Source organism: Amycolatopsis sp. cmx-8-4, assembly GCF_046548675.1.
GTDB lineage: Bacteria > Actinomycetota > Actinomycetes > Mycobacteriales > Pseudonocardiaceae > Amycolatopsis.
In genome coordinates, this window is record NZ_JAEBDZ010000016.1 from 187,175 (window position 1) to 210,455 (window position 23,281).

25 protein-coding genes are annotated in these 23,281 nt (G+C 71.8%); 6 read left to right on the forward strand and 19 right to left on the reverse strand.

From position 1 onward, the window contains the following. The first annotated feature begins 622 nt into the window (after nt 1-622). Nucleotides 623-1,135, forward strand: a complete 513-nt coding sequence (locus ACLJQZ_RS30665) for a M23 family metallopeptidase (RefSeq protein WP_410623321.1) — start codon at nt 623-625, stop codon at nt 1,133-1,135. Here ACLJQZ_RS30665 and ACLJQZ_RS30670 read toward each other — a convergent pair whose 3' ends face one another. The 17 genes from ACLJQZ_RS30670 to ffh form a co-directional block, all read right to left on the reverse strand. Continuing rightward, a complete protein-coding gene (locus ACLJQZ_RS30670; protein ID WP_247062382.1) occupies nt 1,136-1,984 on the reverse strand; it encodes a FliA/WhiG family RNA polymerase sigma factor in 849 nt (282 codons plus the stop codon). Nucleotides 1,985-2,093: 109 nt separating this feature from the next. After that, nucleotides 2,094-3,068, reverse strand: a complete 975-nt coding sequence (locus tag ACLJQZ_RS30675; protein ID WP_326947177.1) for a tyrosine recombinase XerC — start codon at nt 3,066-3,068, stop codon at nt 2,094-2,096. A gap of 103 nt (nt 3,069-3,171) precedes the next feature. Continuing rightward, complete coding sequence (dprA, locus tag ACLJQZ_RS30680; protein ID WP_410623322.1) at nt 3,172-4,404, reverse strand: DNA-processing protein DprA; 1,233 nt, start codon at nt 4,402-4,404, stop codon at nt 3,172-3,174. Next, nucleotides 4,401-5,912, reverse strand: coding sequence for a YifB family Mg chelatase-like AAA ATPase (locus tag ACLJQZ_RS30685; protein WP_410623323.1), 1,512 nt, complete (start codon nt 5,910-5,912; stop codon nt 4,401-4,403). Before ACLJQZ_RS30685 ends, dprA begins: the two co-directional genes overlap by 4 nt. Continuing rightward, nucleotides 5,912-6,289: a YraN family protein gene (locus tag ACLJQZ_RS30690; protein ID WP_410623324.1), complete on the reverse strand. Its 378-nt coding sequence runs from the start codon at nt 6,287-6,289 to the stop codon at nt 5,912-5,914. The genes ACLJQZ_RS30685 and ACLJQZ_RS30690 overlap by 1 nt, the downstream gene beginning before the upstream one ends. Nucleotides 6,290-6,574: 285 nt before the next feature. After that, nucleotides 6,575-6,898 (reverse strand): DUF2469 domain-containing protein, encoded by a 324-nt coding sequence (locus ACLJQZ_RS30695; RefSeq protein WP_003096226.1) that lies wholly within the window; start codon nt 6,896-6,898, stop codon nt 6,575-6,577. Beyond that, on the reverse strand, nt 6,895-7,737 hold the full coding sequence (locus ACLJQZ_RS30700; RefSeq protein ID WP_410623356.1) for a ribonuclease HII: 843 nt from the start codon (nt 7,735-7,737) through the stop codon (nt 6,895-6,897). Before ACLJQZ_RS30700 ends, ACLJQZ_RS30695 begins: the two co-directional genes overlap by 4 nt. Nucleotides 7,738-7,827: 90 nt before the next feature. Then, nucleotides 7,828-8,766: a signal peptidase I gene (gene lepB, locus ACLJQZ_RS30705; RefSeq protein WP_410623325.1), complete on the reverse strand. Its 939-nt coding sequence runs from the start codon at nt 8,764-8,766 to the stop codon at nt 7,828-7,830. A 31-nt stretch (nt 8,767-8,797) separates the two neighbouring features. Then, entirely contained in the window at nt 8,798-9,160 is a 363-nt protein-coding gene (gene rplS, locus ACLJQZ_RS30710) for a 50S ribosomal protein L19 (RefSeq protein ID WP_247062376.1), read from the reverse strand. 167 nt (nt 9,161-9,327) lie between these two features. Further along, nucleotides 9,328-10,074 carry a tRNA (guanosine(37)-N1)-methyltransferase TrmD gene (trmD, locus tag ACLJQZ_RS30715; RefSeq protein ID WP_410623326.1) on the reverse strand — a complete coding sequence of 249 codons (747 nt, stop codon included), beginning with the start codon at nt 10,072-10,074 and terminating at the stop codon, nt 9,328-9,330. 1 nt (nt 10,075) lies between these two features. Then, complete coding sequence (rimM, locus tag ACLJQZ_RS30720; protein WP_410623327.1) at nt 10,076-10,588, reverse strand: ribosome maturation factor RimM; 513 nt, start codon at nt 10,586-10,588, stop codon at nt 10,076-10,078. Between the two features lie 22 nt (nt 10,589-10,610). Next, nucleotides 10,611-10,850 carry an RNA-binding protein gene (locus ACLJQZ_RS30725; RefSeq protein ID WP_003103110.1) on the reverse strand — a complete coding sequence of 80 codons (240 nt, stop codon included), beginning with the start codon at nt 10,848-10,850 and terminating at the stop codon, nt 10,611-10,613. Then, nucleotides 10,847-11,290, reverse strand: coding sequence for a 30S ribosomal protein S16 (gene rpsP, locus ACLJQZ_RS30730; RefSeq protein WP_247062372.1), 444 nt, complete (start codon nt 11,288-11,290; stop codon nt 10,847-10,849). The genes ACLJQZ_RS30725 and rpsP overlap by 4 nt, the downstream gene beginning before the upstream one ends. Before the next feature lie 184 nt (nt 11,291-11,474). After that, nucleotides 11,475-12,290 carry a type II CAAX endopeptidase family protein gene (locus ACLJQZ_RS30735; protein WP_326947171.1) on the reverse strand — a complete coding sequence of 272 codons (816 nt, stop codon included), beginning with the start codon at nt 12,288-12,290 and terminating at the stop codon, nt 11,475-11,477. A gap of 100 nt (nt 12,291-12,390) precedes the next feature. Further along, nucleotides 12,391-13,116, reverse strand: a complete 726-nt coding sequence (locus ACLJQZ_RS30740; protein ID WP_247062370.1) for a CPBP family intramembrane glutamic endopeptidase — start codon at nt 13,114-13,116, stop codon at nt 12,391-12,393. A 146-nt stretch (nt 13,117-13,262) separates the two neighbouring features. Further along, on the reverse strand, nt 13,263-14,339 hold the full coding sequence (locus ACLJQZ_RS30745) for an amidohydrolase family protein (protein WP_410623328.1): 1,077 nt from the start codon (nt 14,337-14,339) through the stop codon (nt 13,263-13,265). Continuing rightward, a complete protein-coding gene (ffh, locus tag ACLJQZ_RS30750; RefSeq protein WP_247062368.1) occupies nt 14,336-15,880 on the reverse strand; it encodes a signal recognition particle protein in 1,545 nt (514 codons plus the stop codon). Before ffh ends, ACLJQZ_RS30745 begins: the two co-directional genes overlap by 4 nt. Nucleotides 15,881-16,097: 217 nt before the next feature. On the opposite strand from ffh, the gene ACLJQZ_RS30755 reads away from it, so the two are divergent. Next, nucleotides 16,098-17,897, forward strand: a complete 1,800-nt coding sequence (locus ACLJQZ_RS30755; protein ID WP_410623329.1) for an ABC transporter ATP-binding protein — start codon at nt 16,098-16,100, stop codon at nt 17,895-17,897. A 10-nt stretch (nt 17,898-17,907) separates the two neighbouring features. Next, nucleotides 17,908-18,372, forward strand: a complete 465-nt coding sequence (locus tag ACLJQZ_RS30760) for a MarR family winged helix-turn-helix transcriptional regulator (RefSeq protein WP_410623330.1) — start codon at nt 17,908-17,910, stop codon at nt 18,370-18,372. 272 nt (nt 18,373-18,644) lie between these two features. Here ACLJQZ_RS30760 and ACLJQZ_RS30765 read toward each other — a convergent pair whose 3' ends face one another. Next, nucleotides 18,645-19,523 carry a Ku protein gene (locus ACLJQZ_RS30765; RefSeq protein WP_410623331.1) on the reverse strand — a complete coding sequence of 293 codons (879 nt, stop codon included), beginning with the start codon at nt 19,521-19,523 and terminating at the stop codon, nt 18,645-18,647. Nucleotides 19,524-19,575: 52 nt separating this feature from the next. Continuing rightward, nucleotides 19,576-19,944, reverse strand: a complete 369-nt coding sequence (locus tag ACLJQZ_RS30770) for a hypothetical protein (protein WP_326951816.1) — start codon at nt 19,942-19,944, stop codon at nt 19,576-19,578. A 121-nt stretch (nt 19,945-20,065) separates the two neighbouring features. On the opposite strand from ACLJQZ_RS30770, the gene ACLJQZ_RS30775 reads away from it, so the two are divergent. From ACLJQZ_RS30775 to ACLJQZ_RS30785, 3 genes are all read left to right on the forward strand, one after another. After that, the gene (locus tag ACLJQZ_RS30775) at nt 20,066-20,653 is read left to right on the forward strand and encodes a TetR/AcrR family transcriptional regulator (protein ID WP_410623332.1); all 588 of its coding nucleotides are present in this window, start codon (nt 20,066-20,068) and stop codon (nt 20,651-20,653) included. A 22-nt stretch (nt 20,654-20,675) separates the two neighbouring features. Then, a complete protein-coding gene (locus tag ACLJQZ_RS30780) occupies nt 20,676-21,428 on the forward strand; it encodes a glucose 1-dehydrogenase (protein WP_410623333.1) in 753 nt (250 codons plus the stop codon). Between the two features lie 481 nt (nt 21,429-21,909). Continuing rightward, nucleotides 21,910-23,214 carry a GGDEF domain-containing protein gene (locus ACLJQZ_RS30785; RefSeq protein ID WP_410623334.1) on the forward strand — a complete coding sequence of 435 codons (1,305 nt, stop codon included), beginning with the start codon at nt 21,910-21,912 and terminating at the stop codon, nt 23,212-23,214. The last annotated feature ends 67 nt before the right edge of the window (nt 23,215-23,281 follow it).

Here is a 23,281-nt window from a genome sequence, read left to right on the forward strand (position 1 = left end):
TGCCACCAGCCCCTCCCCCACCGGCGGCCACCGCCGGGCCGGGTTGTCCACAACGGGGTGAGTTGTCCACAGATTCGGGCATCGGACCCCAAGAGGTTCGAAGGTGCCGCAGGCTGGACGGGTGGAGTCGATCAAGGAGTTCAGAGGTGGGGTACCGGGTCGTGATGCAGGGCTGGTTGCCCTGGTCACGGCCGCTTTCGCGGGCGCTGTGATGCTGGCGGCTTGGGCCTTCGGCCCGCCCCTAGCCGGGCCGGCGGCGGCCAGGGCGCCCTCGGCAGACGCCGCGGCGCTCACCGGGGCGAGCAGCTCCGGCATCGCGGACGCTGCCGCGCTCACAGCGGGTGTGCGTAGTCGTCGCCTCGCAGACGCTGCAGCGCTCGCAGCGGCGAGCAGCTCCGGCGGCGCAGATGCTGCGGCGACCCGCCTTCGGGCCGCGGACACCGCGGCACTCGCGGGCGCGACCAGACCCGGCTTCGCGGACACCACGGAGATTGCAGGGGCGGCCAGCTCTGCCTTCTCGGGCGCCGCCGGATCGGGCGAACCGACGCGTAATGCACCGGTCCTCGCGGATCGGGATGCCGCGTGGACTTGGCTTCCGGGCGCAGCGTCGTCCTGGGCTGCCGTGCGCGAGTCACCCGGCCCGCTTGTCCCGCCGTCGTCCGGAGCCGGGTGGGTTCTCCCCGCGGCAGCTGATCCGTGGGCTGTGCCTCAGCCGCGGCTTTCCTGGCCTCTGTCACCCGATCCGGTGGTCGCCAAGTACTTCGACGCGCCGGAAACGCCCTACGGGCCCGGCCACCGCGGGGTCGACCTGGCCGCCGTGCCCGGGCAGGACGTCCTGGCGGCCGATGCGGGCGTGGTCGTGTTCGCCGGGCTCGTGGCCGGGCGGCCGGTGATCTCCGTGGACCACGACGGTGGGCTGCGCACCACCTACGAGCCCGTCGCGCCGAAGGTGGCCGCCGGTGAGCAGGTGTTTCGCGGCCAGGTGCTCGGCACCGTCCTCGCCGGGCACCCCGGCTGCGCGGTCGCCGCGTGTCTCCACTGGGGTGTGCGCCGGGGCGAGGAGTACGTCGATCCGCTGTCCCTGACCGGTGAGGTGGGCGCGTACCGGCTCAAGCCGTGGGGAGGCAGTCCGTGATCAGCTGCCGGTCTGCTCGACCAGCTTGGCGCGCAGCCGCATGACGGCGCGGGTGTGCAGCTGGCTGACCCGCGACTCGGTGACGCCGAGGACCTTCCCGATCTCGGCGAGGGTCAGGCTCTCGAAGTAGTAGAGGCTGACCACGATCTTGTCGCGCTCGGACAGCTGCCCGATCGCCTGCGCGAGCTGGCGGCGGTTGTCCTGGTCGACCAAGACCGCGACCGGGTCGACCGCGTCGTCGTCGGGAATCGTGTCGACCAGGGACCCGCTGTCCTTGCCCGCGGCCACCAGGTCCTCCAGCGCGACGACGCTGGTGAGCTGCAGCTGGCCGTAGAAGTCGCGCAGGTCGTCGAGGCCGATGCCGAGCTCGACGGCCAGCTCCGCGTCGGTCGGGGTGCGGTGCAGGCGGGCGCCCAGGCGCTCCATCGCGCGCTCGGCTTCCTTCGCCTTGCTGCGGACCGCGCGCGGGACCCAGTCCTGCGAGCGGAGGTCGTCGAGGATCGCGCCGCGGATGCGCTGCATCGCGTAGGTCTCGAAGCGCAGGCCGCGTTCGGGGTCGAACTTCTCGATCGCGTCGACGAGCCCGAAGATGCCGGACTGCACGAGGTCACCGACGTCGACGTGGGTGGGCAGGCCGGTGCCGACCCGGCCGGCGACGTACTTGACGAGCGGGGCGTAGTGCAGCACGAGCCGGTCGCGCGACGCCTGGTCGGGGCTGTCGGCGAACTGCTGCCACAGCGCCGCGATACCGGCGTCGACGTCGTAGGCGGCCCGAGATTCCGCGGGCACGGCGGCGGCACCGCGAGTGTTCACTCCGGTGGCGTCGGTGACGTGCGGTCCTGCGGTCATTGCACCGTCGTTCTCGGCATGCGGCTCAGTGTCGTCTCCGTGCTCGTGCGGATGCGCGTGCGCCGCCAGGCCCGCTGGTGACGACCCCGGCGAGGCTTCCCGGGGCACTTCACGCCCTGGGATGCGCTCGGTCATGGATCGCTTTCAACCGGTCGACGGTCACATGAGTGTAGAGCTGCGTCGTGGCAAGCGTAGCGTGACCAAGCAGTTCCTGAACGCTCCTGAGATCGGCGCCCCCTTCCAGCAGATGTGTCGCCGCCGAATGGCGCAGGCCGTGCGGGCCCATGTCCTGCGCTCCGGGCACCGCCGTGACGGCGTCGTGGACCACGCGGCGCACCGCCCGCGGGTCGAGGCGTTTGCCCCGGACACCGAGGAAGAGCGCGGGCTCGACGCTCCCACCGGCGCTTTCGCCGACGATCTTCGGGCGCCCCTCCTCGATCCAGTCGCCCAGCGCCCCGGCCGCGGGGACGCCGAACGGGACCACCCGCTCCTTGCTGCCCTTGCCGAGCACGGTCACGACACGCCGGGAGAAATCCGCGCCGCCGAGGTCCAAGCCGCACAACTCGGACACCCGGATGCCCGTGGCGTAGAGCAGCTCGACGATCGCGCGATCACGCAGGGCGATCGGATCACGTTCCGCCGCGCCGGCCGCCGACGCCCGCATGACCTCCCCCGCCTGAGCGGCCCGCAGCACCCCCGGCAGGGTGCGGTGCGCCCGCGGGGCGGCGAGCCGGCCCCCGGGGTCGGTGGCGAGGACCTCGGTGCGGTGCGCCCAGGCGGTGAACGTCCGGGCCGAGGCCGCCCGCCGGGCGAGCGTCGTGCGGCTGGCCCCACCGGTCTGCTGCGCCGCGAGCCACGCCCGCAGCCGGGCGAGGTCCACGTCCGCGAGCCCGCCCCCGGCCTCGGCGACGAAGCCCAGGAGCGACACCGCGTCACCGACGTACGCGCGGACGGTGTGCGCGGAGAGGCCCCGTTCGAGCCCGAGGTGCCGCTCGTAACCGGTGATCACGGCCCGGACCGGCTCGGGCAGGGTGTCCCGGAGCCCGCGCAGGTCCGGCCGGCGGGATCGAGGTGGCGGCGGCATGGATGTCACGCTGCGCGAACATCCGCCGCCGGTCAAGGATCGCCACGCGGGCCCACCGGTCCGGCCGAACATATTCGACGATTTCGCCGGGAATCCGTGGTGTTCACGCGCTTTCCTTCCGCCGTCGCCAGCCCGCCTCGCCGCGGACGGCGAATCCGTCGATCTCCAGCTCCGGCAGCAGGGCCCGCACCGTCCGCAGCGGAACGCCGGACTCGGCCGCGATCTCGGCGTCGGACCGGTCCGCACGCACGGCCAGCGCCTCGTACGCCCGCAGCGCGTCGGGGCCCAGCCGGTCGGTGCGCCGTTTCGGCCGGGACGCGGTGCCGGCTTCCACGACGCCGAAGAGCCCCACGGTCTCGAGGACCTCGTCGACCGTCGAGACCAGCGTGGCCCGGGCGTCCCGGATCAGCTCGTGGCAGCCGACCGACATGGCCGACGTGATCGGCCCGGGCACGGCCATCACCACCTTGCCCAGCGCTCCCGCGGTGCTCGCGGTGTTGCGCGCGCCGCTGCGCCGCCCGGCTTCGACCACCAGGGTGCCTTCGGTAAGAGCGGCGATGAGCCGGTTGCGGACCAGGAACCGGTGCCGCGCCGGCGGGGTGCCGGGCGGGTATTCGCTGACCACCGCGCCACCACTGCGGGCGATGCGGGTGAGCAGCGCGACGTGCCCCGCCGGATAGCCCGCGTCGATGGCGCAGCCCAGCACCGCGACGGTGACCCCCGCCGCGGCGAGCGCGGCGCGGTGGGCCACGCCGTCGATGCCGTAGGCCGCCCCGGAAAAGACCGGCACACCTCGGGTGGCGAGCCCGTGAACAATATCGGTGGCGTGCTGTTCGCCGTAGTCGGTCGAGGCCCGGGCGCCGACCACCGCCACGGCGCGATCGGCCGCGGTGCCGAGCGGGATGTCGCCGGCGACCCAGAGCGCCAGGGGCGGCACGGCTTCCGTGACCCCGCGCTGGGCGGCGAGGTCGAGGGAGAGGAGTGGCCAGGCCGGCCATTCGTCGTCCTCGGGTACGACCAGCCGGGCCCCGGCCGCCGCGGCCCGTTCGAAGTCCTGGCCGACGAGGTTGTACGCCCGCCGGGCCTCGGTCGCCTTCAGCACGTCGGGCGGGCAGTCACCGCGCCACACGCGAGCGGCGGCCTCCACGGGCCCGTGCCGGGCCACGAAGGCGACGAGTGCGGGAGCCGGTGGCTCGGCGACCCGCAGCAGGTAGGCGCGGGCCCGGTGCAGTTCGTCGGCGCGCTCTCCGACGGTGGACGCGGAGCCGGCCGGTTCGGAGCCGGGCTCGGACTCACCGGGCAGACATCCGGCGGGCGGACATTCGGGAGTACTCATGCCGCCACCCGCTCTCGGAAGGCCAGCGCCGAGCCGACCTGTTCGGGACCGGGGCGGGGCTCGGCGTCCAGGTCGGCCAGGGTCCAAGCGATGCGGAGGCAGCGGTCCGCTCCCCGGCCGCTCAGGATTCCCCGGTCCATGGCCCGGTCCAGGAGGACCGTCGACGCCGGCGGGAGGGCGAACTCGCGCCGCAGGGCCGGGCCGGGGACCTCCGAGTTCGCGCGCCAGCCGTGGTCCTGCCAGCGGTGGGCCGCGCGGGCGCGGGCTTCCAGTACCCGGGCGCGGACCGTCTCCGAGGACTCCGCCGTGTCCGTGTCGTGGACGCTGATCGCGCTCAGCGGACGCAGGCGGACCCGGAGGTCCACCCGATCCAGCAACGGGCCCGACAAGCGGCCGAGGTAACGGCGGCGGGCCATCGGGGAACAGACGCAGTCCACGTCCTTCGGCGGGGCGCAAGCGCACGGGTTCGACGCCAGCACGAGCTGGAACCGCGCCGGGTAGGTGATCGAGCCCTTGACGCGGGCGATGCGGACTTCACCCTCCTCCAGGATCGTCCGCAGGGATTCCAGGCGCTGGCTGCCGAACTCGCAGACCTCGTCGAGGAACAGGACTCCGCGGTGGGCGCGGCTGATCGCGCCGGGGGACGCGAGGCCGCTGCCGCCGCCGATCAGGGCCGGCACCGAGATCGAGTGGTGCGGGGCGACGAACGGCGGGACCGTGACCAGTGGCGACGACTTCGACAGTGAACCGTCGACCGAGTGCACCGCCGTGACTTCCAGGGACTCCTCGGACGACAACGGCGGGAGCAGGCCGGGCAGCCGCTTCGCGAGCATCGTCTTGCCCACGCCCGGCGGCCCGGTGAGCAGCAGGTGGTGCCCACCCGCCGCGGCCACCTCCAGGGCCCAGCGCGCCTCCGGCTGGCCGACGACGTCGGCCAGGTCCGGGACCTGCGGTGGCACCACCGGCGCGGGCGGTTCCGGGGCGACCAGGCCGGCTTCGCCCTTCAGCCAGCCCACCAGGTCACGCAGGTGGGTCGCGCCCGCTACCTCGATGCCGTCGACCAACGCCGCCTCGACGAGGGAATCGGCCGGGACGACCGCTCGCTCGTAGCCGGCCGCGCGCGCCGCGAGCAGGCCCGGGAGGACGCCGCGGACCGCGCGGACCCGGCCGTCCAAGGCGAGTTCGCCGAGCAGGACCGTGCCGAGCAAGCGCGTCGCCGGGACGGCGCCCGTCGCCGCGAGCACGGCCACCGCGATGCCGAGGTCGTAGGCCGAGCCGACCTTCGGCAGGTTCGCCGGGGACAGGCCGAGCGTCACCTTGCCGTCGGGCCAGGGCTGCCCGGAGTTGCGCACGGCGGAGCGGACGCGGTCCTTCGCCTCGCGTAGGCCGGCGTCCGGCAGCCCGACGAGGGTGACGCGGCTCAGGCCGCCGCCGAGGTCGGCTTCGATCTCGATGACGCGGCCGTCGATGCCCAGCAGGGCGACCGACCAGGACTTGGCGATCGGCATCAGAACGCCGCCTCGATGTGCTGCAGCCGCGGGCGGGCGCCGGCTTCGGCGAGGATCGTGACGACGTCGTACCGGATGGGGCACCAGCCGATGCGGAACTCGCGCAGCCAGCGTTGCGCCGCGCGGCGGACCCGGCCGGCCTTCTCCTCGGTGACGGTCTCCGACAGCAGGCCGAACTCGGTTCCGGACCGGGTTTTGACCTCGCAGAACACGACCCGGGTGCGGTCGGTGAGGACGAGGTCGAGCTCGCCCTCGCGGCAGCGCCAGTTGCGGGCGAGCAGGACCAGGCCGCGGTCCTGCAGGTGCCGGGCGGCCAGGTCCTCGCCCCAGGTGCCGAAGTCGCGGCGGTGTCTCGCGAGCTGATCGGTGCCCGTCATCGTGTTTCGTCCCCTCGCCGCGCCGCGGCGGTCACCGGGGCGGTCCCGGTGATCACGGTGCGTGCGTGAACGACGTTGCCAGGGCGCGTGGCGGGGAGACCAGACCCGGATCGCCGGGTTGTGGACAACCGGGGGGATGTGGACAACTGCCCGCCCAGAGACGGCGTGGGACCGGAAATGTCGGTGCGGCGTGCTAAGGGCACGGACCCCGGCAAGGGGCCCGGAGACGACAAAACCGGCGAAACCGCGCCTGGTAGCGCGGTTTCGCCGGTGTGACGGGGAAGCTCAGCCCGAGAACGGGCCGTCTTCGGGAAGCCGGAGGTCCGGCTTGTCCAGCTCCTCGACGTTGACGTCCTTGAAGGTGATCACCCGCACGTGCTTGACGAACCGGGCGGGGCGGTACATGTCCCAGACCCACGCGTCGGACATGCGGACCTCGAAGTACACCTCGCCACCGCCGTCGCGGACCTGGACGTCCACCGCGTTGGCCAGGTAGAACCGCCGCTCGGTCTCCACCACGTACGAGAACTGGCCGACGATGTCGCGGTACTCGCGGTACAGCGAGAGCTCCATCTCGGTCTCGTACTTCTCGAGATCCTCTGCGCTCATGAAATCCGCGCCCCTCCTCGGGATCGTGCTCCTGCTCCGCCGGCGGAGCGTTCATTGTGACCTACGCCGGCGCTCGGGGCATGCAGCGGCAGGCTGAGTTGTGGGTCCAAAGCTTCGTCGAGGACGGCGGCCAGCCTCGCGCCGGCGTCCTTCTCCATGGCTTTCTCCAGTGCCGCGTAGGTCAGGACGACCGGGCGCTCGGGGCGCATGCCGTGCGCGATCGCCGCCGTGGCGACGTTCGTGTACGACCAGCGGTGGACCTCGCTGGGGCCGTGTTCGCGCAGCGCCGACAGGTGGTCCGCCGTGCTGTATCCCTTGTGCACGTCGAAACCGTAGTGCGGCAGGTCGTCGTGATGACCGGCCATGATGCGGTCCCGGGTCACCTTCGCCAGCACCGACGCGGCGGCGATGGCGGCCACCGTCCGGTCGCCCTTGATCACCGCGGCGTTCGGGGCGGTGAGGCCCGGGACGCGGAACCCGTCGGTGAGGATGTAGCCCGGTGCCACGCGCAACGCCGCCGCGGCGCGGCGCATGCCTTCGAGGTTCATCACCCGGATGCCGTAGAGGTCGACCTCGGCGGTCGGGACGACGATCACCGAGTAGTCGACGGCCCGGGCGAGGACCAGGTCGTAGACCCGGTCACGCGCCTTGGCCGTCATCAGCTTGGAGTCCGTCAGCTCGGTGAGCCTCGCCGCGTCGCCTTGTTTGAGCACGCAGGCCGCGATCACGAGCGGCCCCGCGCACGCGCCGGCGCCTGCTTCGTCCACACCGGCGACCGGGCCGAGGCCACGGCGGTCGAGTGCGCCCTGCAGACCCCAGAAGAGGTCGCCGCGCACCACGGCTCGCGGCGGCCGGATCGGCTCGGCCGCGGTGAGGGGAACGGGAAGTGTCAAGGCTGCATCACCCGTCTGCCGGCACGGTCCGGGTGGCTAGCTTTTCCGCCCGGCCGTCCGGCGCAGTCCGGACTTGAGCTTGCGCCCGAGGAACAGCGTCGGCCAGGCCGCCGCGATCCCGGCTCCGAGCGGGAGCCCGCTCTGCCACTCCGGCGCGCCGAGCGCCACCGGCTGAGCCGATTCCTGCGGGTTGTGGTCGGTGATCCCGCCCCACCGGCCCGGCGGCAGGACGATGATCCGCGCCTTGCCGATGATGTTGTCCACCGGGACCGCACCGTTCACGCCGCCGCCGCCCTGGAACCGCGAGTCGTCGGAGTTGTTGCGGTTGTCGCCCATCACCCAGACCATCCCCGCGGGAACCTTGACCGGTTCGAAGGGCTTCTCGTTCGGGTTGGACGGGTCTTCCCAGTAGACGTACGGCTCGTCGAGTGCCTTGCCATCCACGATCACGCGCCCCTGCGGGTCGCAGCACTGGACGGTCTGGCCGCCGACCGCGATCACCCGCTTGACGAAGTCGCGCTCGTCCGGCGGGGCGAACCCGACCAGCGAGCCGAGGCCGCGGAGCCCGCGAACCACGATGTTGCTCGACTCCTGCGGCGGGATCTCGTTGTTAATCCACGCCTGCGGGCCCTTGAACACGACCACGTCGCCCGGACCGGGCTCGGTGAAGTCGTAAGTGACCCGGTCGACGAGGATCCGGTCACCGGTGCACCCGGGGCACCCGTGGAGGGTGGCCTCCATCGACCCCGAGGGGATCATGAAGACCTTCGCCAGGAATGTCTGGATCAGGATCGTGAGCACCAGGGCGATCACGAGCAGGATCGGCAGTTCCTTCCAGAACGACCGTTTCTTGGCGGGCTTGGCTCGCCTGCGGCGGGCGCCCCCGCGCTCCTCGGAGCGAGACAGCCGGGGCTGGTTCTCCTCGGAGCGATCGGGGTCATCCTCAGGAGCGTTCTGGGACACGGGTTCGGCCACGTCGTCAGGCTACCGGTAACCGGGTTGTGACTCAGTTAGCCGTCTCGCGGTTCTCGCGACGCTCCTTGATCTTGGCCTTCTTGCCGCGCAGGTCGCGCAGGTAGTACAGCTTCGCGCGCCGCACGTCGCCGCGCTTGTGGACCTCGACCTCGGCCACGTTCGGCGAGTGCACCGGGAAGGTGCGCTCCACGCCGACACCGAAGGACACCTTGCGAACGGTGAAGGTCTCCCGGATGCCGCCGCCCTGACGGCGGATCACGACGCCCTGGAAGACCTGGTTGCGCTCGCGGTTGCCCTCGATGACGCGGACGTGCACCTTGAGCGTGTCGCCCGGGCGGAAGGCCGGGATGTCGGAACGCAGTGACTGCTTGTCCAGCGCGTCCAGGGTGTTCATCGGTGGTCCGTCCTCGTCTTCGTATGGCTTGCGTACACATCCCCCGGGCGCGCAACGATGCTGCTGCGGGCGACCCAAGGGGGCTGATGGCGGGCTCGTGAACGAGGAAGTCCACTCACGCCAACCTGTCAAGTATTACAGACGCCACCACGGGTCAAGTAACCGGCCTACGCCTGCTCGGGGTCCAAGCCCTCCAGGACCCCGCGATCGTGCTTGTCGAGACTGCCTTCCGGCAACGCGGCCAGGAGGTCGGGGCGGCGGCGGGCGGTGCGGTCCAGGGCCTGGTCACGGCGCCAGCGGTCGATCAGGGCGTGGTTCCCGGACCGCAGCACCTCGGGCACGGGCAGCTCCCGCCACACCTCGGGCCTCGTGTAGCTGGGCCCTTCGAGCAGGCCGTCGGAGAACGAGTCCTCGGCGGCCGAGCGGGCGTTGCCGAGCACGCCGGGCAGCAGCCGGACGACGGCCTCGACCATGACGAGGACCGCCGCCTCGCCGCCGACCAGGACGTAGTCACCGATCGACACCTCGTCGACCGGCATCCGGCGGGCGGCGTCGTCGACGACGCGCTGGTCGATGCCCTCGTAGCGGCCGCACGCGAAGACCAGGTGCTTTTCCTCGGCGTACGCGTGCGCGAGCTCCTGCGTGAAGGGGCGCCCGGCCGGCGTCGGCACGACCAGCCGGCTCTCCGGACGGCAGACGTCGTCCAGCGCCGGGCCCCAGATCTGCGGCTTCATGACCATGCCGGGACCGCCGCCGTACGGCGCGTCGTCCACCGCGCGGTGGACGTCGTGGGTCCATTCGCGCAGGTCGTGCACGCCGACCTCGATGAGCCCGCGGTCGATGGCCCGGCCCAGCAGCGCGGCGCGCAGCGGGTCGAGGTATTCGGGGAAGATGGTGACGACGTCGATCCGCATCTCAGGCGTCCAGCAGCCCTTCCGGCGGATCGAGCACGACCCGGCCGCCGGCGACGTCCACGGTGGGGACGATCGCCCGCACGAAGGGCACCAGCACCTCGCGGCCCTCGACGTCGAGGGCCAGCAGCTCGCCCGCGGCCGAGTGGAGGACCTCGACGACCTTGCCGATGACGGTGCCGTCGAGCAGCTCGGCCCGCAGGCCGGCCAGCTCGTGGTCGTAGAACTCGTCGGGGTCGGCGGTCGGCGGCAGCGCGTCGGTGTCGACGAGCAGCAGCGCGCCCCGCAGCGTCTCGGCGACGTCGCGGGTCAGGACCTCCTCGAAACGCACCAGCAGCCGCCCGCTGTGTTCGCGGGCGGCTGCGATGGTGAGTTCCCTTTTGCTGCCGTCACGCAGCTTCGTCGTGACGGCCGCACCGACCTTGAACCGCTCTTCCGGCGAATCCGTGCGCACGTCGACCGCGAGTTCCCCGCGGATTCCGTGCGCCTTGGCGATGCGGCCTGCTACGACGTCCATCTGACCGTTCTCTGTGCCTGGATCAGCGGTCGGTGTCGACGACGTCCACGCGGACGCCGCGGCCACCGATGCCGCCCATGACGGTGCGCAAGGCGGTCGCGGTGCGTCCGCCCCGGCCGATCACCTTGCCGAGGTCGTCGGGGTGCACGTGCACCTCGAGCGTGCGGCCACGACGTGTGGTCAGCAGCTCGACCCGGACCTCGTCCGGGTTGTCGACGATCCCACGCACCAGGTGCTCGAGGGAATCAGCCAGAAAGCTCACTCGGCCTTCTCACCCTCGGTGGCTTCGGCCTTCTCGGCCTCGGCTTTCTTGGGGGCCGACTTCTTCTTCGGCGTGGTGGCCTCGGTGGTGGGCTCCTCGCCCGCCGCGGCCAGGGCCGCGTTGAACAGGTCCTGCTTGGACGGCTTCGGCTCGGCCACCTTCAGGGTGCCCTCGGCGCCCGGCAGGCCCTTGAACTTCTGCCAGTCACCGGTGATCTCGAGGAGACGCTGGACCGGCTCGGTCGGCAGCGCGCCGACACCCAGCCAGTACTGGGCGCGCTCGGAGACGACCTCGATGAGGCTCGGCTCCTCCTTCGGGTGGTACTTGCCGATCGTCTCGATGGCCTTGCCATCCCGGCGGGTGCGCGCGTCGGCGACGATGATGCGGTAGTACGGCGCACGGATCTTGCCGAGGCGCTGCAGCTTGATCTTGACGGCCACGGGTGTGGGTACTCCTCAAATCTCTCTGGTGCTGGGGTGAGCGCACGCGGTCCGAGTGGGGACACGGACGCGGGCACCCGAAGGTCACAGCTTTCGCGCGGTGAGAGGGTCCGGCGGAAGCAGGCAGTGCACCATTCTGCCAGATGGGGTCCGGGGCCCCTGAAAGCGGCCTGGGAAAACGGCCTCAGAAAGAGGCCACGCCGAGCGCGCCGAGCAGGATGGTGAGCGCCGGGAGGAAGTTGTTCACCTGGTGCGCGACGATGCTCGCCGGCAGCCGTCCGGTGACGAGCCGCGCCAGCCCGATCGGCACCGCGATGACCAGTAGCAACGTGGTCCGCAACGGCTCCAGGTGACTGGCGGCGAACACCGCCGTGCACAGCAGGAACGCGGCGAAGCGGCCCCAGCGTTCACTGCGCCACTGCAGCCGCTCGGCGGCGCCCCAGAGCAGGCCGCGGTAGATGATCTCCTCGCAGATCGGGCCGAGCAGCCAGAGGTAGACGAACATCACCACGGCCGCCGACACGGACATCCGCCGGTCCTCGACCAGCGAGCTGATCGCGGACGTCGCGTTGGCGTCGCCGACCAGCTGCGTCCAGAGGTACGCGGCGACGGTCGTGAAGACGAGGCCGATGCAGCCGTACTTGAACCCGACCCGCACGTCGGACCAGCGCCACTGCAGCCGCAGGTCGGTGAAGGGCCCGTTGCCGCGCACGTAGGTGACCAGCACCGCGACGCCGGCCGCGATCATCGTCGGCAGCATGGTGCCCAGCAGCACGACGCGGATCGGCAGCGGGCCGGGCCCGGTGTCGCCGACCAGCACGGACACGAACGCGGCCGACGCGAGCAGGACGACCTCGACGAGCAGGAACGCGCCGAACCCCCAGCGGTGCGCGGGCGCGGGCTCCAGGAACGCCGAAGCGGCGGGCTCCGGGGGTACCGGCGGGTCTTCGGGGGGCGGCAGCGCGTCCGGAAGGGGTTCCCGGGGCTGGGAAGTGGTCACGCCTGCCCTCCGCGGTCGCTCGGCTCCTCCCCCGAGCCTAGCGGCCGGAAAGTGATCGCACAGTATCCGTCCAACTACTGTCCACGATCTTCGCAAGCGCTCAGTGCGCGACGAACAGCAGCACGGCGGGCGGCAGGTTGTTGGCGGCGTGCGCGATCACGCCGGCGCTCACCCGGCCGGACAGGTGCCGGGCCAGCCCGATCGCGATGCCCTGCCCGAAGAGCGCGATCGTGCGGGTGGGTTCGCCGTGCAGCTGGGCGAACACGAGCGCGGTGAGCACGAGCACCGCCCACGCCGGGATCCGGTGGAACGACAGCGCCTTCCAGAGCGTGCCGCGGACCAGCAGCTCCTCGGTGAGCGGGGCGCCGATGATGACGATCACCGCGGCCAGCACGAGCCAGACCGTGTCGCCGTCGAAGGTGTCGGCGAGGTCGGTGAGCGGGCTGTCGGAGACGTCGTCGGCGCCGTAGACCGCGATCAGCACCAGGTTGAGCAGGTAGCCGACGACCAGCGCGAGCGCGCCGCAGGCGAGGCCGATCCGGACGTCGCGCCAGGTCGGCGTGAGCCCGAAGTCGGCGCGCAGCCCGTGGCCCCAGAGCCAGGAGCCGACGGCCGGGCCGAGGCCGAGCAGCAGGTTGGGCACGAACGCCAGCAGCAGGAGCGGGCCGATGTCACGCAGCTCGAGCGGGTCGAACCCGCCGACGTTGCGGTTGACCCCGGCGGCGATGGCGAGGTTGATCAGGTAGTAGCCGGCGATCCCGGCGAAGAACGCCACGAAACACCAGTGCGCCCCCAGTACGCGCCGTGCGCCGTCGTCGTCCGTCACGCGCCCAACGCTACTGTGCCGTTCTTTACCGATCCGACCGCAGTCACGGCGGAAACCGGCGCCTTGCGCTGATCTGCTGCGGAACGTTCCGCCTGCTTTCGGTCGGATCGGTAAAGTGCCGGTCCCGCAAGGAAAACAGCGGGGGTCTACCCGTAGACGACGCCGCCGAGCACGATGTGCGCCGGATGCCGCAGGACGCCGAGGTCGTCGCGCGGATCGCTCGCGTAGACGAGCAGGTCGGCGGGCGCGCCGTCGATGATGCCGGGGTGGCCGAGCCAGTCGCGGGCGGCCCAGGACGCGCTCGCGAGGGCCTGCTCGCGGGTCATGCCCGCGCGGTGCAGGGCTTCGATCTCGTCGACGAGCCTGCCGTGCTCGACCAGACCGCCGGCGTCGCTCCCGGCGAAGACGCGTACGCCCGCTTCGATCGCCGTGGCGACCATCTCGCCGACACCGGCGTGCAGCGCTCGCATGTGAGCCGCGTACGCCGGGAACCGGCCCGCTTTGTCCGCGATGCCCGGGAAGTTCTCGATGTTGATCAGGGTCGGCACCAGCGCGACGTCACCCGCGGCCAGTTCCGCGAGCTGGTCGGCGCTCAGGCCGGTGCCGTGCTCGAGGCAGTCGATGCCGGCCGCGATCAGGCCGGGCAACGCGGCTTCGCCGAACACGTGCGCGGTGACGCGGGCGCCGTGGTCGTGCGCGACCCGCACGGCGTCGGCCAGGACGTCGTCCGGCCACAGCGGCGCCAGGTCGCCGGCGCCGCGGTCGATCCAGTCCCCCACCAGCTTGACCCAGCCGTCGCCGTCCTTCGCCTGCTCGGCGACGGCGGCGGGCAGCTGGGCCGGGTCGTCCAGCTCGATGCCGAGACCCGGGATGTAGCGCTTGGTCAGCGCGAGGTGCTGCCCGGCGCGGATGATCGTCGGCAGGTCGGCGCGGCGCTGCAGCGGCCGGACGTCGATCGGGAGGCCGCAGTCGCGGATCAGCAGCGTGCCCGCGTCGCGGTCGGTGCGGGCCTGCTCGGCCGCCTCTTCGAGCGAGACGGGCCCGCCGATGCCGATGCCGGGGTGGCAGTGCGCGTCGACCAGCCCGGGCACCAGGAAGACGTCACGGCCCAGGGTCTCGGCGCCGGGGACCGGCTCGAGCGAGATCCGGCCGCCGGAGATCCAGAGCTCCCCGGACTCGCCGCCGGGCAGGATCACCCCGGCGGCGTGGAGCGCGGTGCTCACTTGTCCTTGGGGTTCTTCGGCAGCTTGAACTTCGTCGGGTCGAAGCCGGGGGCGTCGTTCAGGCCGCCGAGCTTGGACAGGTCGGGCATGCCGCCCGGCATCCCGCCCCCGCCACCCGGAGGCAGCATCGGCATGCCGCCGGGGAAGCCGCCGCGGACCTTGGGCTGCGTCGGGCCGCGGCCCTTCTTGCCCTTCTTGCCCTTGCGCGTCTTGGAGCCGCCGCCCCCGCCGCCGAAGCCGAACCGGCCGGCCATCTGGGCCATCATCTTGCGGGCCTCGAAGAACCGGTTGACCAGGTCGTTGACTTCGCGCACGGTGACGCCGGACCCGTTGGCGATGCGCAGCCGGCGCGAGCCGTTGATCATCTTCGGGTCGTCGCGCTCGGCCGGGGTCATGCCGCGGATGATCGCCTGCAGCTTGTCCAGGTGCTTGTCGTCGACCTGGGCCAGCTGGTCCTTCATCTGGCCGGCGCCGGGCAGCATGCCCAGCAGGTTGCCGATCGGGCCCATCTTGCGGACGGCGAGCATCTGCTCGAGGAAGTCCTCCAGCGTCAGCTGGCCGCTGGACAGCTTCGCCGCGGCCTTCTCGGCCTGGTCCTGGTCGAAGGCCTGCTCGGCGTGCTCGATCAGGGTCAGCACGTCGCCCATGCCGAGGATCCGCGACGCCATCCGGTCCGGGTGGAAGGTGTCGAAGTCCTCGAGCTTCTCGCCGTTGGAGGCGAAGAGGATCGGCTGGCCGGTGACCTCGCGGACCGACAGCGCGGCACCACCGCGGGCGTCGCCGTCGAGCTTGGTGAGCACGACGCCGGAGAAGCCGACGCCGTCGCGGAACGCCTCGGCCGTGGTCACGGCGTCCTGGCCGATCATCGCGTCGACGACGAACAGGGTCTCGTCCGGCTTGACGGCGTCGCGGATGTCCGCGGCCTGCTTCATCAGCTCTTCGTCGACACCGAGGCGGCCCGCGGTGTCGACGACGACCACGTCGTACTGCGCGTGCTTCGCCTCGGCGATGGCGCGGCGGGCGACGTCGACCGGGTCGCCGACGCCGTTGCCGGGCTCGGGCGCGAAGGTCGTGACGCCGGCGCGCTCGCCGACCACCTGCAGCTGCGTGACGGCGTTGGGGCGCTGGAGGTCGCAGGCGACCAGCAGCGGCGCGTGGCCCTGCTTCTTCAGCCACAGCGCGAGCTTGCCGGCCAGCGTCGTCTTACCGGCGCCTTGGAGGCCGGCGAGCATGATCACCGTCGGCGGGGTCTTCGCCAGGTTGAGCCGGCGGGTCTCGCCGCCGAGGATCCCGACGAGCTCCTCGTTGACGATCTTGACGACCTGCTGCGCGGGGTTGAGCGCCTGGGAGACCTCGGCGCCCTTCGCCCGTTCCTTGATCCTCGCGATGAAGGTCTTGACCACGCCGAGGGCGACGTCGGCCTCCAGCAGCGCGATGCGGATCTCGCGCGCGGTGGCGTCGATGTCGGCGTCGGACAGCCGGCCCTTGCGCGTGAGCGTCTGAAGGGCGGCGGTGAGCCGATCGGACAGGGTGTCGAACACGGGTGTGCACGCTCCAGCTGGGTCGAGAGTGGCGCGCCGGACCGGGCCGGCCTCTCCAGAGTAGTCGCTGCGGCTTCCCGGCCTCACGGGTACGCGAAAGTCGCCCATGCGATTAGTACACCTATATGTACTACTTTACATGCATCCTCCCCTTGAACTTGGCTTCAAGTTGCGAAATTCACTGGTGGGCCGAGCCAGATTAAGTAAACATGTGTGTATGACTTCTGCGACCAGAGCCCGGCCGTCGCTCGCCGAACCGACGTCCGACACCGACGAACCGGTCCCGCTCCGGCGGATCGCCGGCCTGTTCCGCCCGCACCGCGGGCCCCTCGCCGCGCTGTTCGCGCTGATCGTCCTGCAGGCCGGGCTCGGCGTCGTCTCGCCGTTCCTGCTACGCGAGATCCTCGACGACGCCCTCCCCCACCGTGACACGCTGCTGATCAGCGTCCTGGCGGCCGGGATGATCGCCTGCGCGGTCGGCAGCGCGTCGCTCGGCGTCGCGACCACCGGGCTGTCCAACACCATCGGCCAGCACGTGATGAACGAGCTGCGCGTGTCGGTCTACGGCCACCTGCAGCGGATGTCGCTCGGCTTCTTCACCCGGACGAAGAGCGGCGAAGTCCTCTCGCGGGTCTTCAACGACATCGGCGGCGTCGACAACGTCATCACCACGACCGCCGGGTCGATGGTGCAGAACGCCACCACGACGATCGCCATCACGGTGGCGCTGATCCTGCTCGACTGGCAGCTCGCGCTGCTGTCGCTGATCGTCGTCCCGCTGTTCCTCCTGTTCACGCTGCGGCTGGGCAAGAAGCGGCGGACGCTGGCCCGCGGCCGGACCCGGCGGATGGCGCGGCTGACGACGATGGTCGAGGAGTCCCTGTCGGTCACCGGCGTGCTGCTCGCCAAGACGATGGGCAACGAGCGGGCGATGCGGGAGCGCTTCGGCGCGGAGTCACGGGAGATCGCGTCGCTGGAGCGCGCCGCCGCGCTGGCCGGGCGCTGGCAGATCGCGTCGCGGGCGATGAGCCTGACGGTGATCCCGGCCCTGGTCTACTGGATCGCCGGGCTGGCGCTCGCGAACGGCGCGTCGCCGATCTCGCTCGGCACCGTCGTGGCGTTCACCAGCATGCTCAACCGGCTGGTCGCGCCGGCCAGCGCGATGCAGACGATCGGGCAGAACGTGGCGACGTCGAAGGCCCTGTTCGGCCGCATCTTCGAGGTGCTCGACCTGCGCGTGGAGATCAGCGACAAGCCTGGCGCCGGCACCCTGGACGTGCGGCGCGGCGACCTCTCGATGCGCGGCGTCGCGTTCCGGTACGACGAATCCGACACAGCCGGGCCGCCGACACTCGCGGACATCGACCTCGACGTCCCGGCGGGGACGACCACGGCGCTCGTCGGGTCGACCGGCTCGGGCAAGACGACGCTCGCCTACCTGGTCGCGCGGCTGTACGAGGTGAGCGCCGGGTCCGTGGAGATCGACGGCACCGACGTCCGCGACGTCACCCTGGCCTCGCTCGCCGCGGGTGTCGGGATGGTGTCTCAGGAGACCTATCTCTTCCACGACACCGTGCGGGAGAACCTGCGCTTCGCGAAGCCGGGCGCGACCGACGAGGAGATCGAGGCGGCCGCGAAGGCCGCGCACATCCACGACACGCTCGCCGGGCTGCCCGAGGGCTACGACACGGTCGTCGGCCAGCGCGGCTACCGCTTCTCCGGCGGCGAGAAGCAGCGGATGGCGATCGCGCGGATCCTGCTGCGCAACCCGCCGGTGCTCGTCCTCGACGAGGCGACCAGCGCCCTCGACACCCGCACCGAACGCTCGGTGCAGGCCGAGCTGGACCGTCTCGCCACGGGCCGCACGACGCTGACGATCGCGCACCGGCTGTCCACTGTGGAGCACGCGGACCAGATCGTGGTGCTCCACGAAGGGCGGATCGTGGAACGCGGGACGCACGACGAGCTGCTGGCGCTCGACGGGCGTTATGCCGGGCTGGTGCGCGGAACCGCCTAATGTGAGGCCCATGCACCCCAATTCCGACGTCGCTTCGCCGGTCAGCGCGGATCCTGAGCTGGCCGACCTGGCGGGGCGGGTGCGCGAGGGCGTCGGGCGGCTGAACTGGCGGATGCGCTCCGAGCGCGACCCGAACGGCCCGGGCCCGGCGGTGCTGGCGGTGCTGAGCCGGCTCTACCGGGCGGGCACGCACACGCCGTCGGAGCTGGCCGCGGCGGAACGGCTGCAGCCGCAGTCGCTGACCCGCATCCTGGCCGGGCTGACCGAGCGCGAGCTGGTGACGCGCACGCCGGACCCCGACGACGGCCGCCGGTCGCTGATCCGCATCACCCCGGACGGGCTGGCGGTGCTGCGGGAGTACAGCATCCAGCGGGAACGCTGGCTGGCCACGGCTTTGGAGTCGACGTTGTCGCCGACCGAGCGGCAGCTGCTGAAGCTCGCGTCGGAGCTGCTGATGCGGGTGGCGGACGCCTGAAGGCTGCCGCGGAGACCCTCGCTCCTCCGCGGCAGCCTTTCAGAACTCCCCCTCGTGCGCACCGCCTCCCCGCGATGCGCCGCGGGTTCCGGGAACGGACCGCTCCTCCGTCGGCCCGCCCCGGAACCCTGGTGTCTGGACGGCACACCTCCCCAGGGGCCGTCCCGACCCCCTCACCAGCGGTTCCGGCATCCGCTGGCAGGACGAAGTCTGCCGCGCTCCGGCGGCCACCAGCAGTGGGAGAACCCTCAATTACCCGTGGGTAGTACTACTCAGGACGTCTTCGTGCGTCCCGGGCTGCGCGACGCGGCCCGCTTCGCCGTCGTACGCGCCTTCGCCGCTCTCGCCGCGGCGGCCTTGGCCTTCGTGACGGCCGCGTTGCGCGCGTCCTCGGCTTCGGCCGCGCTCTCCTGCAGCGCCGCCAGCAGCCGCGTGACGCCCTCGGACTGCTCGGCCGCCGTCGGCTGGACGACCTCGGCGCCCTCGATCTTCGCCCGGATCAACGCGTCGAGGGCCTCGCGGTAACGGTCGGGATAGCGGCCGGGGTCGAACTCGCCGGTCAGCTCCTCGACGAGGGTCACCGCGCGGCGCAGCTCGCCGGGCCGGATGTCGACGTCGGCGTGCCGGAACGGGAAGTCGGGGGCCCTGAGCTCATTGGGCCACAGCATCGTCTCCAAGACGATGACCTGGTCGCGCACCCGCAGCGCGCCGAGCACCTCACGCCGGCGCAGCGCGACGGTGACCAGCGCGATCCGGCCCGACTGCTGCAGGGCCTCGCTGAACAGCACATACGGCTTCGTCCCGGCCGGCTCGGGCTCGAGGAAGTAGGTCTTCGCGAACCAGATCGGGTCGACGTCGGCCAGCGGCGCGAAGCCGCGGATGTCGATCGTGCGGCCGGGCATCGGGAGCGACGCGAGCTCGTGGTCCGACAGCAGGACGACGTCGCCGCCGGGGACCGGGTAGCCGCGGACCATCTCCGCGGGCGGCACCTCTTCGCCGTCGACCTCGCAGACCCGCTTCACCCGGACACGGCCGCCGTCGGCGCCGTGCACCTGGTGCAGCGGGATCTCGTGCTCTTCGGTGGCGCTGTACGCCTTCACCGGAATGGCGTAACTGCCGAACCCGATCGTGCCCGTCCACACCGCGCGCATGCGAGTCACCTCCGCAGCACCAGGCTAGGCGGGCGGGCTCGCGGGAAGACAGCTACAAACGGGTGTCGGGCGCGACGGATTCGCTCACGCATTCGAACGACGGCGTGACCTCGTCGAGCGCCTCGGCCGCGCAGCGGGCCGCGATGGCCGCTTCGCGGAGCACCTCGGTGACCACCTCGACGTCCAGCGGCGGAGCGGCGGCGAGGGCGTCCGTGCCGGCCTCGACGCGGCGGGCGAGCCCGGCGAGCGCGTGGGAGATGGCCTCCTGGCCGGCGACCAGCTGGGCGACGACGTCGATGAGCTCGGTCGTGGTGGCGCCCGGGCCGCCGCCGCGCAGGCCCGCGGCGAGCTCCTCGGCGCACGAGCGCAGGTGGGTGGCGACGACCGTAGGAGGCAGCGTCAGCCGCGGCGAGTCCTGCATCACACACCCCCTCAGGCCGGTCAGAGCAGCCATAGTGCCACCGCACCCGGCGTCACCGGACACGACACACCGCCGCTCGCATATTTGACCGATCGTTCTTGATGCGGCTAGAGTTTTGATCATGTCCCGGGTCAAGGAGTTCGACGTCGACGAGGCGTGTGACGCCGCGCTCGCGCTCTTCCGGCGTCAAGGCTACGAAGCGACGTCGGTCAGCGACCTCGTCGCCCACCTCGGTGTCGCGAAGGCGAGTCTGTACGCGACCTTCGGCACGAAGCACGACCTGTACGTCGCCACGCTGAAGCGCTACGCGGAGCGGACGGACGCCCAGGTCGTGGCGAGCTTGTCGCGGCCGGGCTCCGGAGTGGCCGCGGTGCGCGGATTGCTGGAGAGCTACGTCGCCGACATCGCGGGCGACGCCGGGCCCCTCGGCTGCTTCGTGGTCAACGCGGCCATCGAGCTCCTCCCCCGCGACCCGGCGGTCGCGCGGCTGGTGGAACGCAGCTGGGACACCCTCGAAGTCGCACTCACCATGACGCTGGAACGCGCGAAGGCGCAGGACGAGCTGCCCGAGGGCAGCGACCCGGCGACACTGGCCCGGTTCCTGCTCACCGTCCTCCAGGGCCTGCGGGTCCTGGGCAAGGGCGCGGACGCGGCGGGCCGGCTGAACGCGGCCGTCTCGCAGGCGATGCGCGTCCTCATTCGAGAATGATCAGACCAGAAAGAGGGCAGGCATGGGGGCACGGTTCACGGGCAAGATCGTCTTGGTGACGGGCGGCAGCTCGGGCATCGGCCGGGCGACGGCGAAGGCGTTCGCCGCGGAAGGCGCGACGGTGGTCGTCGCCGGACGCGACGAGCAGCGGCTCGCCTCGGCGGTGCGGGAAATCGGCGGCCCGGCGAGCGCCGTCGTCGCGGACGTCACCGACTCCGCGGACGTCGCACGCATGGTCGAGACGGTCGTCGCGCGGCACGGCGGCCTGGACGTCGCGTTCAACAACGCGGGCATCCTCGGCGAGCCGGCGCCTGCCGGGGAGCTGCGCGAAGACGTCTTCGACGCCGTGATCGGCACCAACCTCACCGGCACCTGGCTGTGCATGAAGCACGAGATCGCGCACATGCGGGCGCACGGCGGCGGCGCCATCGTCAACATGGCGTCGAACATCGGCGCGCACGGCCGGATCCCGGGCATGGCCGCCTACGCGGCGTCGAAGGCCGCGGTGAGCGTGCTGACCCGCACGGCGGCGCGCGATCACGTCCGCGACGGCGTGCGCATCAACGCCGTCAGCCCGGGTCCGACCGACACGGAGATGTCGTTGCGGCCCGGCGAGACGGCCGCCGACCGCGCCGAGCGGCTCAAGGCCGCGATTCCGCTGGGCCGGGTGGGTGCCACCGCCGAAGTGGCCGCAGCGGTGCTGTGGCTGGCTTCGGCCGAGGCGGGGTTCACGGTCGGCCACGACCTGGTGGTCGACGGCGGCGCGACCGCCTGAGCGGCCCCACCCGGACCCGCGTCGCTTCAGGATTCACGGTTGCGCATGGTGACGATCCCCTTTCGAGCCGGGACGGACGGTGGGCGGACGGGTTCAGGACTCGCGATTGCGCACAGCGGCTCTCCTCTCGCACGGGACGGACGGCGGACTCGGCGTCAGGACTCGCGGTTACGCACGACGGCTCTCCCTTCGAGCGCGGTGACGGACGAAAGCGGGGTTCAGGACTCGCGGTTACGCACAGCGGCTCTCCTCTCCTGCGCGGTGACGGACGGGAGCGGGGGTTCAGGACTCGCGGTTGCGCACGACGGCTCTCCTCTCGCGCGGCACGGACTACGGGCGGAGGGTCAGGATTCGCGGTTGCGCATGACGGCGGCCTCCCTTCACTGGTCCGATCGTGTGGCACCCATCGATCGCGGCCGCCCGGTGTGATGGGGTGGACGCTGATCGTCGGATCACCCACGGGAGTTGCACCGCCTTGAGTATGGACGGCGCCCATCCGGCCCAGCCCCGCGCGGGCCGTGATCGAGGCGTGCTCCATCCGGGTCAATGGACCCTCTGGCGGCAACGCGGGTCGCTGATCCGCTACGTCTTCCTGGTCGAGTCGGTGGCCCTCGTCGCCACCGTCTGGACCGCCGTGAGCGTGCCCGTGCGGCTCTGGGACCTGATCGTCTTCGCGGTCCTGGGCGTCCTCGGCGTGCTGCAGGCGGAGCTGGGCCGGCAGATCGAGCGCGTCCGGCGGCTGGTGTCGGACACCCCGCACATCAACCTGACGTCGGTCTGGACGTTCGCCGGGGTCCTGCTCCTGCCGCCCGCGCTCGTCGCCGCCCTGGTCGTCGTCCTCTACGTGCACCTGGCGACGCGCAGCCTCACGCGGATGAAGCGCGTCCCGCCGTTCCGGACCGCGCTGAACGCGACGCTGGTCGTCATCACCTGCTACTCGGCCGAGTTCGCGCTGAACCGGCTCGGCGTCCCCGACATGTACGCGGCGCTGACGTCGGGCTGGCGCGGCGTCACGGCGATCACCCTGGCCGCCGTGACGTACTTCCTGTTCGCCGCGATCACCATCGTCCCGGCGCTGACGATCACCAAGCGCTCGGTGAAGGCGTTCTTCGGCGGCCTCGGCGACAACCTCCTCGAGGTCGCGACGCTCTGCCTCGGCCTGCTCACGGCGTTGACGCTGGCGACACTGCCCGCGCTGGCGATCGCGATCGTGCCGCCGCTGCTGGTGCTGCACCGCGCGGTGCTGATCAAGCAGCTCGAGATCGCGGCGACCACCGACGAGAAGACGGGCCTGTTCAACACGACCGGCTGGCACCTGCTCGCGTCGCGCGAGCTGGCCCGGGCGCAGCGGAGCACGCAGAGCAGCTTCGGCGTGCTGATGATCGACCTGGACCACTTCAAGCTGATCAACGACGCGCACGGGCACCTCGCGGGCGACGCGGTGCTGCGGTCGATCGCGACGACGATCAAGAACGCCGTCCGCGACTACGACTCGGTCGGCCGCTTCGGCGGCGAGGAGTTCGTCGTGCTGCTCCCGGACATCGGCCCGGCGGCGGTGCTCGCGGTGGCCGAGCGCATCCGTGCGGCGATCGCGGCCCTCGAAGTCGAGTACGAGGACGGCAGCCACGTCCGCGTCATCGACGCCCTGTCGGCGTCGATCGGCGTGGCGACCTACCCCGACGGCGGCACGGCCGTCGAGCGCCTGCTGCAGGCCGCGGACAAAGCCCTCTACCGGGCCAAGGACGCCGGCCGCAACAAGGTCGTCGACGGCACCGCCACCGCCTGACCCGCTCCCCTATTTCCCGGCCCTGACCAGGCGACTTGTCAATTTTGCTCGGCTGAGCTAAATTTTG